Raw genomic sequence first — 13,543 nt, forward strand, 5'->3', positions numbered from 1 at the left:
AACAGCCTGCCTAACAAGCGCGTTAATGTGGTCTTCACAGGTTGGCCACATGGTCGAGTGTATCGTCGGCAGGGCCATCGCCTTTCCACGATATGAAAACACAGGGACAGTGAGCCGTCGAGGATAAGATTGTGACACCGATACTCGAATCGAAGGGCTTCGCGGCCGCCGTCATAGACGCGCTCGCATCGCATCTCTGCGTCGTAGATCGGGAAGGTGTCATTATCGCCGTCAACCACGCCTGGCTGAATTTCAAACGGGAAAATGCAACCGCGCCTGTGCAATCCGATATCGGCACCCACTACCTGAGGATTTGCCGAAGCGCCACTGGTCCTGGTTCCGAGGAGGGCGAACCTTTTGCGATCGGGGTCCGGGCTGTCCTCACTAGGAAGACCGCGCTTTTTCAGATGGAATATCCCTGTCATTCCCCGACGCAGAACCGATGGTTTTTGGGCCGGGTGACGCCGCTCAAGGCAGAGCAAGGGGGCGCCGTAATTTCCCACCTGAATATCACCGACCGAAAGCTCGTGGAGCTAGAACTGGCCCGCCTGGCGGCGACCGATCCGCTGACAGGGTTGCCAAATCGACGGTTCTTTCAGCAGACAGCAAACCTTGAACTGGAGCGGGTGCGTCGCTTTAGCGGTTCGACTTCCGTTATCATGCTGGATGTGGACCACTTCAAGTCAGTAAACGATACTTACGGTCATGCCTTGGGCGACGAAGCCCTTCGGTGTATGACCCGAATATGCAACGGGTTACTACGTCAGATGGACGTATTCGCACGCCACGGCGGGGAAGAATTCGTCATCCTGCTGCCGGGAACGGAAGATGCGGGAGCATGCAGCGTTGCCGAAAAACTGCGCAGCGCGATCGCCCATATGCCCATAAGTGATGGGCAGAACCACATCAAATTGACAGCCAGCTTCGGGGTGACTCAGCTCCGACCGGCCGACCAGAATATCGAGGCGGCGCTCGCCCGCGCTGACACTGCTCTCTATGCAGCGAAGCACTCTGGAAGGAACTGCGTCAAGAGTTTTGCGGTGCTGGAACGCGAGGGGGGCAAGCTGAGCGCCTGATGATCCCGAGCCCATTCCCCATGCGGATCACAGGAAGATGGCGCACGGCGACAGTAGTGACATAAACTGGAACAGAAGGTTGACCCCGGGGGTTTTAGAGTCCTCTCTGATTGGGGTCGTTGAGGTCAAGGTGCTCCTGCACTTTTTCCTGGACCGTTCCGCAGGTCACTCGCTTCTCTTCGCGGTCGGCGCCTTGGGCGCCGCATGATGGGGTCAGGAGAGAGAGGCGTCTCAATCTGTTTCACGACCCTTGCCGTGGTTTTGGTTGGCAGGCTCGGGACTCTCAACGAGATCGCCTCGCCCGTCGTCCCCACGAAACGATCCGGGCATCGCCCTTTCGGGCAAAAACTCGGTTCTTGTTCCTTGCTCCTTTGCCCGTTAGCCCGGTTCACGCCGCCGCAGCGGCAGGCTCCTTTCCAAAGCGGAATTCGGTGGCGTCGACCCACATGCGGTGCAGGATGACCGCCAGCTTGCGAGCCACCGCCACGCGCGCCCGCGCCATGCCGCGGCGTCGGGCGATGTTCATGCCCCAGGCGCGCAAGCTCGACCATTTCTTCGAGCGCACGAGCAGCGAATGCGCGGCCTCATAGGGAGCGGTGCCGGCGAGTTCGTCGCCGCAGCGGCTGACCTTGCCCTGGATGTCGGTCTCGCCGGACTGGTAGCGCGCCGGCGTCAGCCCCAGATGTGCGCCCACCGCCCGCGACGAGCCGAACCGCTCCGGCCGGTCGATCGCGGCGCGGAACGTAAGCGCCGTGATCGGCCCGACGCCGCCGGTCCGAAGAGCAAAAGGGCTGCCATGTCCTGCCGCGGCGCTGGGTCGTTGAGCGGACCTTCGGCTGGATGATGCGCTGGCGCCGCCTGGTGCGCGACTACGAGCAACGCATCGACGTCTCGACCGCAATGATCCACATCGCAATGGGCGGTGTGCCCATTCGACGAAACGCTCATCCATGACTTTCCAAACAGATGGGGTGACTGGGGTTTCTGCCGAGCCCGGATAAGGGCGGCTGCAACTGTCGTGATGTGAGAACGTGGTCGATGTCGATTCGCCACAAGCATCGGGAAGGAGCAGCCATGAAGTACTTTGCCGGACTGGACGTGTTTTTGGAAGAGACCGCGATCTGCATCGTCGACGAGAGCGGGCGGATCGTCAAGGAAACGCGCGCTGCGAGCGAGCCGGATACGCTGAGCGAAGCATTGCGCAAAGTCGGGCTGCCGCTGGGACGAGTCGGCCTGGAAGCCTGCTCGCTGACGGCTTGGCTGCACGACGAGTTGCGCGCCGAAGCTAGCCGGCTATCTGCATCGAGACGCGTTAGGCTTGCGGCCGACGATCTTCTTGTTGGCGTCATAACCCCTTGTTTCGGCTTGCAGAGCCTTGTCCGTCTGGCTGTCGATCACCGCCGCCGTCGGGCTGGCTTCGCGGCCCTGCTGCTCCCGGTCGAGCATCAGTTCGACATCATGGATGGTCTGGAACAGGAAGCGGCGCGTCAGTTCGCGGAACCAGCCATAAACCGTCCGCCAATGGCCAAAGTGGATCGGCAGCATCCGCCAGCCGCAGCCCGAACGCACCATATAGCGCACCGCGTTGATGACCTCGCGGAAATCGACCTCGCGCGGCCGGCCAAGCGTTCCTGGCTCCGGCATCAGCGGCGCGATCCGCGACCATTCCTCGTCCGTCAAATCCGGCGGATACCGCTTGGTCTTCCGGGCGATCTTGGCCATCCGGCCTCGGGTCTCATCTGTCCACATCCAAAGTGTGAATCACATTCAACCCTCAAACGAAACCCCTCCGACCCAGTTTCCAAACAGTCTCATAGGCGAGCGACGGATAAAGCGGACGACCAATCGATCCGATTTACCGCCACAGAAAGTGCGCGTATGTTACTTTAGGTGCGGTGTCAACCAACTGTTGACCAATTGCGCTGGGGAGTAATCATGACGGAGCGTTCAGCTGTTATCCAGACACAAAGCGGCAGCGCCGACGTCGGTTGGTCAACGCTTGACGGAGTTGTGGTCAATATTACCCAGACAGGTCCCCCGCCTCTTATTTCCGCGCAGATGCATCTTTCTGTGGATCAAGCGTGCCAGCTAACTTCAGTGCTGCTGGCAGCGTGCCGAACCGCTGGATCGGAATTGAAAAAGCTTGAACCCGATTCCTCGGATGAACTTCTGGCCTTGGCAGAACGGCTCCGTTCCGATCAGAAAAATTTGACTCCTACTGACCTGCGCGTAGCCGCCGGCTATCTCGAACTGCTCCTTAAATTTGGCGCGGGCAATGCACTTGGGGCTCGCGAGGGATAAGTCCACTTCTTTATGATGTCTGGGATCGCGGAGGCGGGCTGAGGCCTGCCGAACAGATACCCCTGGCCGTGGTCGCATCCGAGGGCCGCGACAATACCCTCGATTTCCACATCTTCGATGCCTTCGGCAACCACGCTCAGCCCAAGTTCGTGAGCAAGATGGGTAATCGAGCGCACTACACTGCGAGCACGACGGCTGCTATTCAGTTGTTTGACAAACGACATGTCAATCTTGATCTCGTCCAGCGGAAATTGAGAAAGGTGCGACAATGACGCATAACCGGTACCAAAATCATCCAGTGATATTTTGAACCCGGCATCTCGCAAGCGAGTTAGAATGGTTTCAAAATCATTGTTGCTGTCCCCGAGAACAACGTCTTCTGTTATTTCGAGTTTCAGTTGTTCAGCGTTGACCGAGTTCGCCAAAGTCTCACGGCACAGAAAATCCACAAAATTGGGATTTCGAAGTTGGCCTGTGGTCAGGTTGACGCTTATACGGATTTCCGGCCAGTCCGAAAGATGCTGGATGACTTGAAGAAGCACAACCTGTGAGAGCGCCTCCCCCATGCCCCAGTCTTTCAGGAGCGGAAGGAAGTGCGCCGGGGTGAGCAGACCGAGGTCCGGGTGCTGCCATCGGATCAGGGCTTCGAACCCCAACAAGGACTTGTCTTTCAGGCTCACGATTGGCTGAAAGTAGGTCTCGAACTCGTTGCGAACGATGCCCGAGCGACCCTGGTTGAACAACTTCTTGCGCTGCTGCGCTGCGTCGCGCAGATTGTCCGTGTAGAATACGTATCGGTTTCGGCCGCCATTTTTTGCCCGGTATAGAGCCAGGTCAGCGGCCTTGAGCAGTGATGCGGGCGCAACCGCGTCGGTGGGATAGAAGGCGATTCCAACCGACGCGGCGGAATGCACCTGTTCGCCGTCAATCGGGTAAGGCTGGTCAAGAAGGCCAAGAAGTTCCTCCGCAAGCGGAACGACGCTCCAAGGCTGTTCGACCGCAAGGAGCAAAGCGAATTCGTCGCCTCCCATTCGAGCAGCGATGGTCGAGGGATTCCGCGAGGTCAAACTCGATAAGCGTTCCGCCACCTGCTTGATCACGAGATCGCCAATATCGTGACCAGAGGTGTCGTTGATTTCCTTGAAGTTGTCCAAGTCCAGTAGCAACAGCGCTACCGTGCATCCCGTCTTGTGTTCCGCGAATGCCTTGCTGATATGATCAATCATGGATCGGCGGTTTCTCAGGCCGGTAAGCTCGTCAGTCTCGGCGAACCCCTTCAGCTGCATTTCGAGCAGCTTTTTTTCTGTTATTTCCTGATGTGAGACGACGGCTCCCAGAGATTGTTTGCCCTGACTATTATCGGAGCCGAATCGAAGCGGCGTTGCCCGGGTCAAGAACCAGCGTTGTTCGGTATGCGAATGACAAGGATACTCGGCCTCGAACCGTTGACGCTTTCCATCCAGCACCTGCCGAATTGCTGTTGCAATTCGATGAGCCGCTTCAGAATCGTCGCCACCCGCCTTCCTGCAAATCTCCAGGTAGTTTACGCCGATGTACGAACCGATGCCGCCGTTGCGGGACGAGAATTGTTTCCAAGCGGCGTTTTCGGCCCGAACGATTCCGTCATGATCGATGACACAAATGCTCGCCGTCAGCGCGTCAACTACGGACAGCGCCACTTGGTCCTCGGATAGCCAGTTCATCCTTTTGCCACCTCCCCATATGGGTTGAGCGGCATCGAAGCGCACTGAAGCTTAAGATAGCTTGAAGATCGAATTCTTCGCGCCAGTTCGGCCGTCGCTTCGGCACCAGCAAACGCACATGCCGCTCACGTTTGAAGAAAATCATAAAACCACCGGAACCATTCCTCCGCGACAACGCTCTAGTAATATCTGAATTTATACGCTTCCGATCCAGCATAATTGTGACCAGAATTCAAACGACTCACAAATAATTGAGTAAATTGAATAACTTACGAAACTTTGCGCGGAGGCTTTCGTTGCTACTCCCATGCGGAAATGATTTCGCATCAAATCCCAAAATGGAGAGTTCTATGCAACACAATCAGACAGAGTCTCGTGCTGGACCTTTGTCCGCACAGAAATCCAGGAGGACCGTCCTCCAATGGACCGGCGGAGTCGTCGCCACGCTTGCCATATTCGGCGGCAGCCTTCCGAACTTCGGCATCACGCCGGCGTTGGCGGCTGATCTAGGCGAAGGCGATATCGGCATATTGAACTATGCCTACGCCTTGGAGCAGCTTGAAGCAGCTTTCTACACCAAGGTGATCGAAAGCCCCTACGGGGAGATGAGCGGTGACGAGAAGGCAATCCTCACTGACATCCGCGATCATGAAGTCGCGCATCGTGATTTCCTGAAAGGCGCGCTCGCCGACAAGGCAATCCCTGATCTCGAAGTGGACTTTTCCAAGGTCGATTTTGCCAGCCGTGAAAGCGTCCTGACTACAGCCAAGACGTTCGAAGACCTCGGCGTTGCCGCCTATAATGGCGCGGGGAAATTGCTCGAGAAGGGCGACTACCTTGTCGCCGCAGGTCGTATAGTATCGGTCGAAGCGCGACATGCGGCTACGATCCGCGATCTGCTACAACCTGGCAGCGTTGCATTCGCGGGCCCTGACGTGGTCGACAAGAACGGCCTCGACGGAGCGTTGGAGCCTGCGAAGGTTCTCGCCGCCGCTGATCCGTTCATCAAAACCGAAGTCACGGCAAAGAGCCTCTAGGAGGAATGATCATGAACACCAACACCAACACGATCCTTGGCGCGCTCGACCCCGATTTGGCGAGCCGTCTGGTTACAAGCCGTCGCGGCCTCTTCTCCCATGCGGCGTTGTCGCTTGGCGCACTTGCCTCGGCTCCGCTGGTCCTTGCCGCAGCATCGAAGCAGGCTTTTGCGGCAGGGTTGCCGCAACAGATCGTCGATACGTTGAACTTCGCGCTGACGCTCGAACATATCGAGGATGCATTCTACCGTTCCGCTTTGGAGAAGGATTTCATCCCCGCCGAACACAAGGCAGTGTTTCAGCAGATTGGCCTGCATGAAGCGGCACACGTCGCCTTCCTGTCCGGGGCTCTCGGAGCGGCGGCTGTCAAGCGTCCAGAAGCCGACTTCACGGCGGGCGGAAAGTATGCCGATGTGTTCTCGAATTTCGAAACTTTCTTGACCCTATCGCAGACCTTCGAAGACCTCGGTGTGGCCGCCTACAAGGGTCAGGCCGGAAATCTGATGGAGAATGACGACATCCTTACGGCCGCGCTCCAGATCCATTCGGTCGAAGCACGTCATGCCGCTCAGGTCCGCCGGATAGGGGGCAAGAAGGCTTGGGATGGTGCATTCGATGAGCCGATGACCAAGGAAGCTGTGCTTGCTGCGGCAATGCCGTTTTTGAAGGCTTAACAAGCGCGCCTACGCCTACATGCCTCGCCGCCAACTGCGGCGGGGCATTCATGTTCTCACGTCTTCCAGCCTCATGACGTTTTGCCAATGTCGTCTCTTCGGCGGAAATCACACTTATGGCGAACCACAGTTACGCTGTGAACGAATGTTCGCTATAGGGAGCTAACCCTGCTACGATGGATTAGAGCCATTGCGCCCACATTGATGCTTTGGACAACGGCTTCTGCCGAGTGAAGGCTTGCGCCGCAGGTTTTCGGCCCCAGAGGCCCCTTCATGTCCCCTGTGTATGGCTGCCCATAACGCCGCCCCTCGCCGTCTCGGGGTGGGCGACCTAATCCGCAGAAACTGTGTCCTTGTGATTCGTGCCACCACTAGCAGGCTGTTGAGGAAGTCAGTTGCGCGCGCAGACGAAGCCTGAATCGTCGCCGTTATGGATGTAGAAGTGCCCGACGAGGCGGCCGGCGATACCGATGGTGGCCCATCCGCGACCGCAGGCGGGGTCATTGTCGTCTTTTCCTTCCCAGGAAAACTCCGCGCAGGCCGATCCGTCGCGCGCGCCGTAGCGGACGTCGAGGAAGCCCTTGAGCGCGCCGAAGGCGATCTCGCCGTCCGCCGCACCCTTGAACTGAGATGCGCTTCCTCGACGAGGTCCAGGAAGTCATCGTCCCAGTTGTCTGATTGGGTGTCAGTCGCTGGTTTGGGAAGTTGCCGGTGTGGTCAATAACCTTAGCTGAGCACAAGCGGGCGACACGGTTGAGCGTGCCTGCTGCCAGCTGGGCTCGCAAATCGCCAAACGTCGAGATTCCCGCAACAAACGTTCCATGACCGTGATCATCAGCAGTTCCCAGAGTGTCAGGGACTGCGATCGAACCAACAATAAGGTCTTCAATCAACGGATGGTCATTTACGCCGCTGTCGATGATGCCGATCAGCGGCGCGTTCTCGGGAAGTTCTGCGAGATCCGGCAGGTCAGCAATCGTCAGGTCGATCATTTGCGCACACTGGTCGTATCGAGTGTAGGAAGGAAGTCGATTTCGGCAATTTCATCGATGGTCAGCAGCGTTTGTGCCACCGCGCCGTCGCATCGGACGCGGATCAGTGTGGTGCTCGGGCCGATGTATCGGTCGAGCTCCTCGCCGTTTCGCGCCTCGACATAGGCTGCGATGTCGTCGACTTTGCGGGTGCGGGCCTAACGCCGGCCGAGGTCCCAGATTTCTATGTCGAGAACATAGTCGGTGCCCGGCCGAAAATTGTCGACCTCCGTGAGTCCCTCCTCGCGTGCGCGCATCCCGATGCGATCGCGGGGTTCAATCGCATCGATCGATTCAATTGCCGCTATGAAAGCCGCGTAGGCAGGGTTTTTCTGGCCGGAAGGAGTGCCCCGGCCATAAGCCTCAAGCCTCTCTCGAAAGGCACGGATCTCATCAGTTGAAGAGAAAAGCACAAGGGTTCGGTCTTCGTCGCTCGAGAGCAGGGTGAGACCAACCCGGTTCCACTCTTCCTCTTGAAGAGCACCGGTCATTTGTACTTTCAGGATCAGGTGTCAACGGCGGAGCAATTCCAGGCCACCGCGGCGGAGTAAAAGCAGGCCACGATCGTGTCCCAGGACGTGGTGTAGCTTGGTAGCGCGGTGGTCATCGGCGCTTTCCGGTAGGGTCTGGTTGCGACACCAACTCCTGCTGGGAAGGAACACCGATGACCGACGACATGATGAACCTGCGCGCGCTTGTGGAGAAGACACCCGACGCCGATCTCCTGCGCGATATGATCGGCTTTGCCGCCGAGAAGCTGATGGAGATGGAGGTCGGAGCCGCGACCGGCGCCGCCTGGGGCGAGAAGAGCCCGCTGGCGGTATCTGCGCGACGAGCGGGACGTCCCGGAAACCGTCATCTGGGCAGCCATCCGGCAGGATCGGATTCGCGAGGGACCGCGTGGCAGCATCTGGGCCGCTCATGTCGATGACGACGGCGTCGTCACCGGCTGGGAAGAACGCGGATCGGAATGGCGGGGCTTTGCCAGCGGCGGCGCAAAGGTCTTGTTTCGACTCGGATCGATCGGCGCCACCCGGCTCTGCGTCACTGAGGCGGCGATCGACGCGATGAGCCTCGCCGCGATCGAAAGCCTTCGGTCCGACAGCCTCTATCTCAGCACCGGTGGTGGATGGGCGCCGGCCACTGAAGCGGCAATTCGGGCGCTTGCGGCCCGTCCCAATGTGCAGCTCGTCGCCGCAACCGACAACAATGCGCAAGGCGAGGTCTATGCCGGCCGTATCGAGGCGATCGCCGTTGCCGCGAGCTGCGGCTACGAGCGGCTGGCGTCTGCACACGAGGATTGGAACGAAGAACTGCGTGCGTCCAGGAGGACCGAGTGGGACGGGTGAGAGGAGAAGGAAACCGGGCTGCCGCATGCCCGCCGTCCGCGTCAAGGGTGAAGCTTCGCCCGGCTAGCGCCGGCCCTTGACCCGGCCGGACGGAGAGGCGGCCGCGGGGAGGGGTCAGGAAGGGCTGAAGTGACGGCGAAATCGGAAGGATGAGCCGCGCTTCAGCCCCGGCAAGGCTGAAGGAGCCGCTCCCATGCTTCACCTCTCCTCAATCCGCAAGATCTTCCAGGGCGTCGCCTACCGGCGCCAGATGTTTCGCATGTTCGATCGCCATGCGCAGCGCCCCAACCCCTGGGAAAACGACGCCAGCGCGCTTTACGCCGGCGAATGGTTCGAGATCGGTGCGGTCGACCACGACTATATGTTGGAGATCCTGCCGCCCCTCTGGATGCGCGGCAATATGTTCGCGATGCGCGAATTCCTGACCGACAGCGTTACCTGTGTTTTCTTCGCGCTGACGATCGACGGCCAACTCCGCCACTTCCACAGCTATTGCGACCTTTTCGACAAGGGATCACCCGAGCGGATGCGCAATGCGATCGTCGATCGGGAATCGCGGCCGCTGAAGGCGATGACACGGACCGAGCGCCTCGATCACATCTGGAGCGTGACCCATGATGATTATCGCGGCTATGCCGGTGAACGCTGGCCGGAGCATGCACGTGGAGAGCGCACCATTTCCGTCTACGGCGGAAGCCGGGGCACGACGTTGAAGCTGCTCGACGATCTCACCGACGAAGAGATCTCCGCCAAGCTCCCGGTGCATCTGCGCACCCTCCCCGACGCGATCGCGGCGTGAGGAGACGGCCATGTTCACGTTTTCCATTCTCGGCGTTCGCAAGGTCATCGAACGCGGAAAGGCGGATGCCGCCGCCAATGGCGGATTCCGCAACCCGTGCTACGGCCTCAAGCCCGGCAAGGGCGAGAACCCCGGCCTCTGGCTGGTCGGAGACCAAGGTGTCTACATCATGTCGAACGGAAAACTTGGCCACGGTGACCGCCCGCTCGTGGTCTATTCGGACGAGTGCCACCCGGTCGGCAATCCCGACTGGTTTCACTACAAGCACCGCCATTTCGGCGGTGATGACGGGATCGAATTCATCGACGCCGAACTGATCTGGTGTCAGGTCGTAGTGGGTCGCAAGGTGACGCTTCAACGACTTAAACTGGTTGCCATCTCCAGGCAGATCAGGAAATCCGGTGTCACGGATTTGCGGACCGCAACTGCCGGAACGGGCTTTTCTTCCGGTTGCTCTGCTGTGGCGCCAGCCGCGAGCCCCGGCACTGGCGGCGTGGGCCTCGGCAATGAGACGGGGAAGCTCGGCTGTCGGACCGGATTTTCGCTGACATAGGCGGCCGCGATATTGGTGGTCAGCCCGATCGAATCGGTTTTCGTCTCCGCAATCTCTTCGGTCATGGTCGTGTTCAGGCGGGTTTCTCGTAACGGCGCCACTGTCATGGCGACATCGTGGGTACCGGAAGAACAGGCTTTCGCAAAGACCTTGATGCTGTCGGCTTACGATCAGCCACAAGGTGTTGAGGCTTGAACCCGCGAGGCTTTGTGCTGGTGACGTGGCTCCGCCGCAAGGCCCATTTCCCCGCTCTTATCGGCTTATTTCCCTAGTTCCAGCCCGGACCTATCCGATCAACCCGCTGCGGGGTCGGACTACGCAAAGCGTGCCGTCGCTCACGGCTTCGCCATCGCGATGATCGCGGCCCCGGCTGGACCCGACGGGCGCCTGTCGAGCGGGGAATGGTCCTCGCGATAACGGGAGCCACACGATGATGCACGAACTCAGCCTCGCTCAGAACCACGCCTGGAACCTCGCGCGCACCCTGATGACGCCGGTCATCCTCTTCAAGGTCGATGAAAACGAGTACGGCGTTCTTCCTGCCGACGACCTCGACGGTGACGAGGTCGAGGCAATTTTCGAATACTGCCCATACGCAGGAGGCCGGCCGGTTCACTGAACCGGCACTGCCGAGCGGCGTGCCGCAGCCAAGCGGCAGGCCGCAAGGGAGGCTGCGCCGCAGTCGGTCGCGATGTGCAACTCGACTGCAATATCTGTCACTGGCCGCCCGCGCCCTTGCCGCCTTTGCTCTTTGCGGCTGTCGCGGAGTGTTCCGCAAAATGTGCGGAGGAGTTACTCTTGAGGAAAGGCCCGGCCAGAACGAGGCCGGGAGAGAAGAATGGAAAAAGCGGATATTGAAGAGCTGCGAAGCCAGGTTGGCTGCGCGGCGGTATTGGAGACCGGCGGCTTTGCGATCGATCTCAAGGAGAGCACGCCCAAGGCAGTCAAATACCGCCATGGCGACGACATCATCATCGTCATCCACGATGGCAAGGGCTGGTTTGACCCGCTGTCGGATGCCAAGGGTGATGTCTATTCGCTGGTCCAGCATCTGGACGGCTGCGATTTCCTGGAAGCCTTCGTGCAGGTGGCGTCGCTTGCCGGCTTCGAGCCAAGCCAGCCGCAATGGCAACGACAATCTCGCGCGCGCGAACCCGATCAATCGATCCCGGACCGTTGGGCAGCGAGGCGCAAGCCATGGCGCGGTTCGGCCACCTGGCGCTATTTGCACGACGAGCGGCACATTCCCGAACAGGTCATCCGTAGCGCTATCGCACAGAACGTCTTGAGGGAGGGACCGCGGGGCAGCATGTGGGCCGCCCATAGCGATACCGCCGGTATCGTCACTGGCTGGGAGGAGCGTGGTCCGGAATGGCGGGGTTTTGCCTCCGGCGGCAGCAAAGTGCTGTTTCGGCTTGGTATTGCTAGCGCCCTGCGCATTTGCGTGACCGAAGCAGCGATCGACGCCATGAGCCTTGCCGCGATCGAGAACATTCGGCGGGATACGCTCTACGTCAGCACTGGCGGCGGCTGGTCGCCGGCGACCGATGCGGCCATTCGGCTACTGGCACCAGGGCAGGACGCGCGGCTGGTGGCCGCCACCGATGCCAACCCTCAGGGTGAAGTATTCGTGTCGCGGCTGCGTGAGCTTGCTGGCGAGCTTTCCAGTGACTTCGAGCGGCTCAAGCCGGCCGCCGACGATTGGAACGCCATGCTACGCGCTGCGGCTCAGACAATGTGAAAGCAGGAAAGGAGACGGAGAAGGAAACCCGGCTGCCGCATGCCCGCCGGCCGCGTCAAGGGTGAAGCTTCGCCCGGCTGCGCCGGCCCTTGACCCGCCCGGACGGAGAGGCGGCCGCGGGGAGGGGTCAGGAAGGGCTGAAAATGATGGGCATCCACAAGGATGGTTCGCGCTTCGGCCCGACGAGGCCAAAGGAGCCCGCCGATGACCCTCTCTCCCATCCGCAAGATCTATCAAGGTGTCTCAGATCGTCGCCAGATGTTCCGCGTGTTCGATCGCCATGCCCAGCGTCCCAACCGTTTCGAGGGTGACGCCGGTTCTCTTTATGCAGGGGAATGGTTTGAAGTGGGCCGTATCGAGCATGACTACATGCTCGATATCCTGCCGCCGCTCTGGATGCGGGGTGAGATGTTCGCACTGCGCGAATTCCTCACGGACTCGATCACCAGCGTCTTCTACACGCTGCGTATCGACGGCCGGCCCCGCTCCTTCCACGGCTATTGCGATCTGAATGTCGCTCGTTCGCCGGTCGAGCTGCGCGACGCCATCGTCGAACGCGAATCCTGGCCGGTGAAGGCGATGACGCATGGTGAGCGTCTTGAGCACATCTGGAGCGCCACGCATGACGAGTATCGTGGCTATGCCGGGGAACGCTGGCTGCCGGAACATCGCAGCAAGCGCACCGTGCTCTACTACGGTGGACGTCAGGGCACCACGCTCAAGCTGCTCGAAGATCTTACCGAAGACGAAATCGCGGCGAAGCTGCCGGTGCATCTGCGTAATCTCCCCGAACGTATTGCGGCATGAGGTGGGGCGATGTTCACCTTTCCGGTCGACCAGGTCCGCGCGGTCATCGCGCGCGGACAATCCGATGCCGCTGCCAATGGCGGCTTCCGCAATCCCTACTATGGAATCAGACCCGGCGAAGGCGAGAAGCCAGGCCTGTGGCTGGTTGGCGACGAAGGGGTTTATCTCTTGTCGAATGGCAAGCTTTCCGAGGGCCAGAAGGCCCTCGTTTGCTATGCCGATGAGTGCAACCCTTCGACCGATCCCGACTACTGGCACTACAAGCGCCAGCATTTCGGGGGCGATGACGGCATCAAGTTCCTGGATGCCACCGAGGTGCTGCGTCTGCTCGACGCCATGCCTGATGTTACGCATCTCCGTGTCGAGATGACCGACACGAGTATCTCGCTGACCCCTGTCTGGCTGCCGGGCCAGCCCTAACCGACGTCAACCTCCGCGCGCGACCCGCCGCCGATCCCGATCGGCGGTGCGG

At 59.9% G+C, this 13,543-nt stretch carries 11 protein-coding genes and 10 pseudogenes; 14 read left to right on the forward strand and 7 right to left on the reverse strand.

Features of this window, described 5'->3' with window-relative positions:
• Positions 1-131 precede the first annotated feature (131 nt).
• Complete coding sequence (locus tag GA830_RS19585) at positions 132-1,076, forward strand: sensor domain-containing diguanylate cyclase (protein WP_195165275.1); 945 nt, start codon at positions 132-134, stop codon at positions 1,074-1,076.
• A 388-nt stretch (positions 1,077-1,464) separates the two neighbouring features.
• On the opposite strand, the pseudogene GA830_RS19590 reads toward GA830_RS19585, so the two are convergent.
• Positions 1,465-1,845: pseudogene (locus GA830_RS19590) on the reverse strand (transposase); the annotation flags it as partial.
• A 17-nt stretch (positions 1,846-1,862) separates the two neighbouring features.
• Between GA830_RS19590 and GA830_RS19595 the strand changes: the two are divergent.
• Positions 1,863-2,030 (forward strand): annotated as a pseudogene (locus GA830_RS19595) (transposase); the annotation flags it as partial.
• 120 nt (positions 2,031-2,150) lie between these two features.
• Positions 2,151-2,389 (forward strand): annotated as a pseudogene (locus GA830_RS19600) (IS110 family transposase); the annotation flags it as partial.
• A gap of 4 nt (positions 2,390-2,393) precedes the next feature.
• On the opposite strand, the pseudogene GA830_RS19605 reads toward GA830_RS19600, so the two are convergent.
• A pseudogene (locus GA830_RS19605) lies at positions 2,394-2,825 on the reverse strand (transposase); the annotation flags it as partial.
• A gap of 186 nt (positions 2,826-3,011) precedes the next feature.
• On the opposite strand from GA830_RS19605, the gene GA830_RS19610 reads away from it, so the two are divergent.
• Complete coding sequence (locus GA830_RS19610) at positions 3,012-3,377, forward strand: hypothetical protein (protein WP_195165276.1); 366 nt, start codon at positions 3,012-3,014, stop codon at positions 3,375-3,377.
• On the opposite strand, the gene GA830_RS19615 is transcribed toward GA830_RS19610, so the two are convergent.
• Positions 3,317-5,080, reverse strand: coding sequence for a putative bifunctional diguanylate cyclase/phosphodiesterase (locus GA830_RS19615; RefSeq protein WP_195165092.1), 1,764 nt, complete (start codon positions 5,078-5,080; stop codon positions 3,317-3,319). The two genes, GA830_RS19610 and GA830_RS19615, sit on opposite strands and share 61 nt — an antisense overlap.
• Before the next feature lie 350 nt (positions 5,081-5,430).
• Between GA830_RS19615 and GA830_RS19620 the strand changes: the two genes are divergently transcribed.
• Complete coding sequence (locus GA830_RS19620) at positions 5,431-6,117, forward strand: ferritin-like domain-containing protein (protein ID WP_258045714.1); 687 nt, start codon at positions 5,431-5,433, stop codon at positions 6,115-6,117.
• A gap of 11 nt (positions 6,118-6,128) precedes the next feature.
• On the forward strand, positions 6,129-6,791 hold the full coding sequence (locus tag GA830_RS19625) for a ferritin-like domain-containing protein (RefSeq protein ID WP_195165094.1): 663 nt from the start codon (positions 6,129-6,131) through the stop codon (positions 6,789-6,791).
• 391 nt (positions 6,792-7,182) lie between these two features.
• On the opposite strand, the pseudogene GA830_RS19630 reads toward GA830_RS19625, so the two are convergent.
• From GA830_RS19630 to GA830_RS19640, 3 genes and pseudogenes are all read right to left on the reverse strand, one after another.
• Positions 7,183-7,472: pseudogene (locus tag GA830_RS19630) on the reverse strand (hypothetical protein); the annotation flags it as partial.
• Positions 7,463-7,783, reverse strand: a pseudogene (locus GA830_RS20540) (S8 family serine peptidase); the annotation flags it as partial. The pseudogenes GA830_RS19630 and GA830_RS20540, both read right to left, overlap by 10 nt.
• Positions 7,784-7,980: 197 nt before the next feature.
• Positions 7,981-8,313: a hypothetical protein gene (locus GA830_RS19640; protein WP_195165096.1), complete on the reverse strand. Its 333-nt coding sequence runs from the start codon at positions 8,311-8,313 to the stop codon at positions 7,981-7,983.
• Between the two features lie 173 nt (positions 8,314-8,486).
• Here GA830_RS19640 and GA830_RS19645 point away from each other — a divergent pair.
• The 4 genes and pseudogenes from GA830_RS19645 to GA830_RS19660 form a co-directional block, all read left to right on the forward strand.
• Positions 8,487-8,633 (forward strand): annotated as a pseudogene (locus GA830_RS19645) (IS256 family transposase); the annotation flags it as partial.
• Positions 8,590-9,171 (forward strand): annotated as a pseudogene (locus tag GA830_RS19650) (DUF3991 and toprim domain-containing protein); the annotation flags it as partial. The pseudogenes GA830_RS19645 and GA830_RS19650, both read left to right, overlap by 44 nt.
• Before the next feature lie 193 nt (positions 9,172-9,364).
• Complete coding sequence (locus GA830_RS19655; protein ID WP_195165097.1) at positions 9,365-9,970, forward strand: DUF1419 domain-containing protein; 606 nt, start codon at positions 9,365-9,367, stop codon at positions 9,968-9,970.
• Between the two features lie 10 nt (positions 9,971-9,980).
• Positions 9,981-10,289, forward strand: a pseudogene (locus GA830_RS19660) (DUF3085 domain-containing protein); the annotation flags it as partial.
• Positions 10,290-10,324: 35 nt separating this feature from the next.
• Here GA830_RS19660 and GA830_RS20545 read toward each other — a convergent pair.
• Complete coding sequence (locus tag GA830_RS20545; protein ID WP_374939339.1) at positions 10,325-10,630, reverse strand: MucR family transcriptional regulator; 306 nt, start codon at positions 10,628-10,630, stop codon at positions 10,325-10,327.
• A 323-nt stretch (positions 10,631-10,953) separates the two neighbouring features.
• Here GA830_RS20545 and GA830_RS19665 point away from each other — a divergent pair, with 323 nt between their 5' ends.
• The 4 genes and pseudogenes from GA830_RS19665 (at position 10,954) to GA830_RS19680 (ending at position 13,491) form a co-directional block, all read left to right on the forward strand.
• Complete coding sequence (locus GA830_RS19665) at positions 10,954-11,142, forward strand: hypothetical protein (RefSeq protein ID WP_195165099.1); 189 nt, start codon at positions 10,954-10,956, stop codon at positions 11,140-11,142.
• Positions 11,143-11,361: 219 nt separating this feature from the next.
• A pseudogene (locus tag GA830_RS19670) lies at positions 11,362-12,329 on the forward strand (DUF3991 and toprim domain-containing protein).
• Between the two features lie 139 nt (positions 12,330-12,468).
• Positions 12,469-13,071 carry a DUF1419 domain-containing protein gene (locus GA830_RS19675; protein ID WP_195165101.1) on the forward strand — a complete coding sequence of 201 codons (603 nt, stop codon included), beginning with the start codon at positions 12,469-12,471 and terminating at the stop codon, positions 13,069-13,071.
• A 9-nt stretch (positions 13,072-13,080) separates the two neighbouring features.
• Positions 13,081-13,491: a DUF3085 domain-containing protein gene (locus GA830_RS19680; protein WP_195165102.1), complete on the forward strand. Its 411-nt coding sequence runs from the start codon at positions 13,081-13,083 to the stop codon at positions 13,489-13,491.
• The last annotated feature ends 52 nt before the right edge of the window (positions 13,492-13,543 follow it).

The sequence above is a fragment of the Mesorhizobium sp. NBSH29 genome (assembly GCF_015500055.1).
Lineage (GTDB): Bacteria > Pseudomonadota > Alphaproteobacteria > Rhizobiales > Rhizobiaceae > Neomesorhizobium.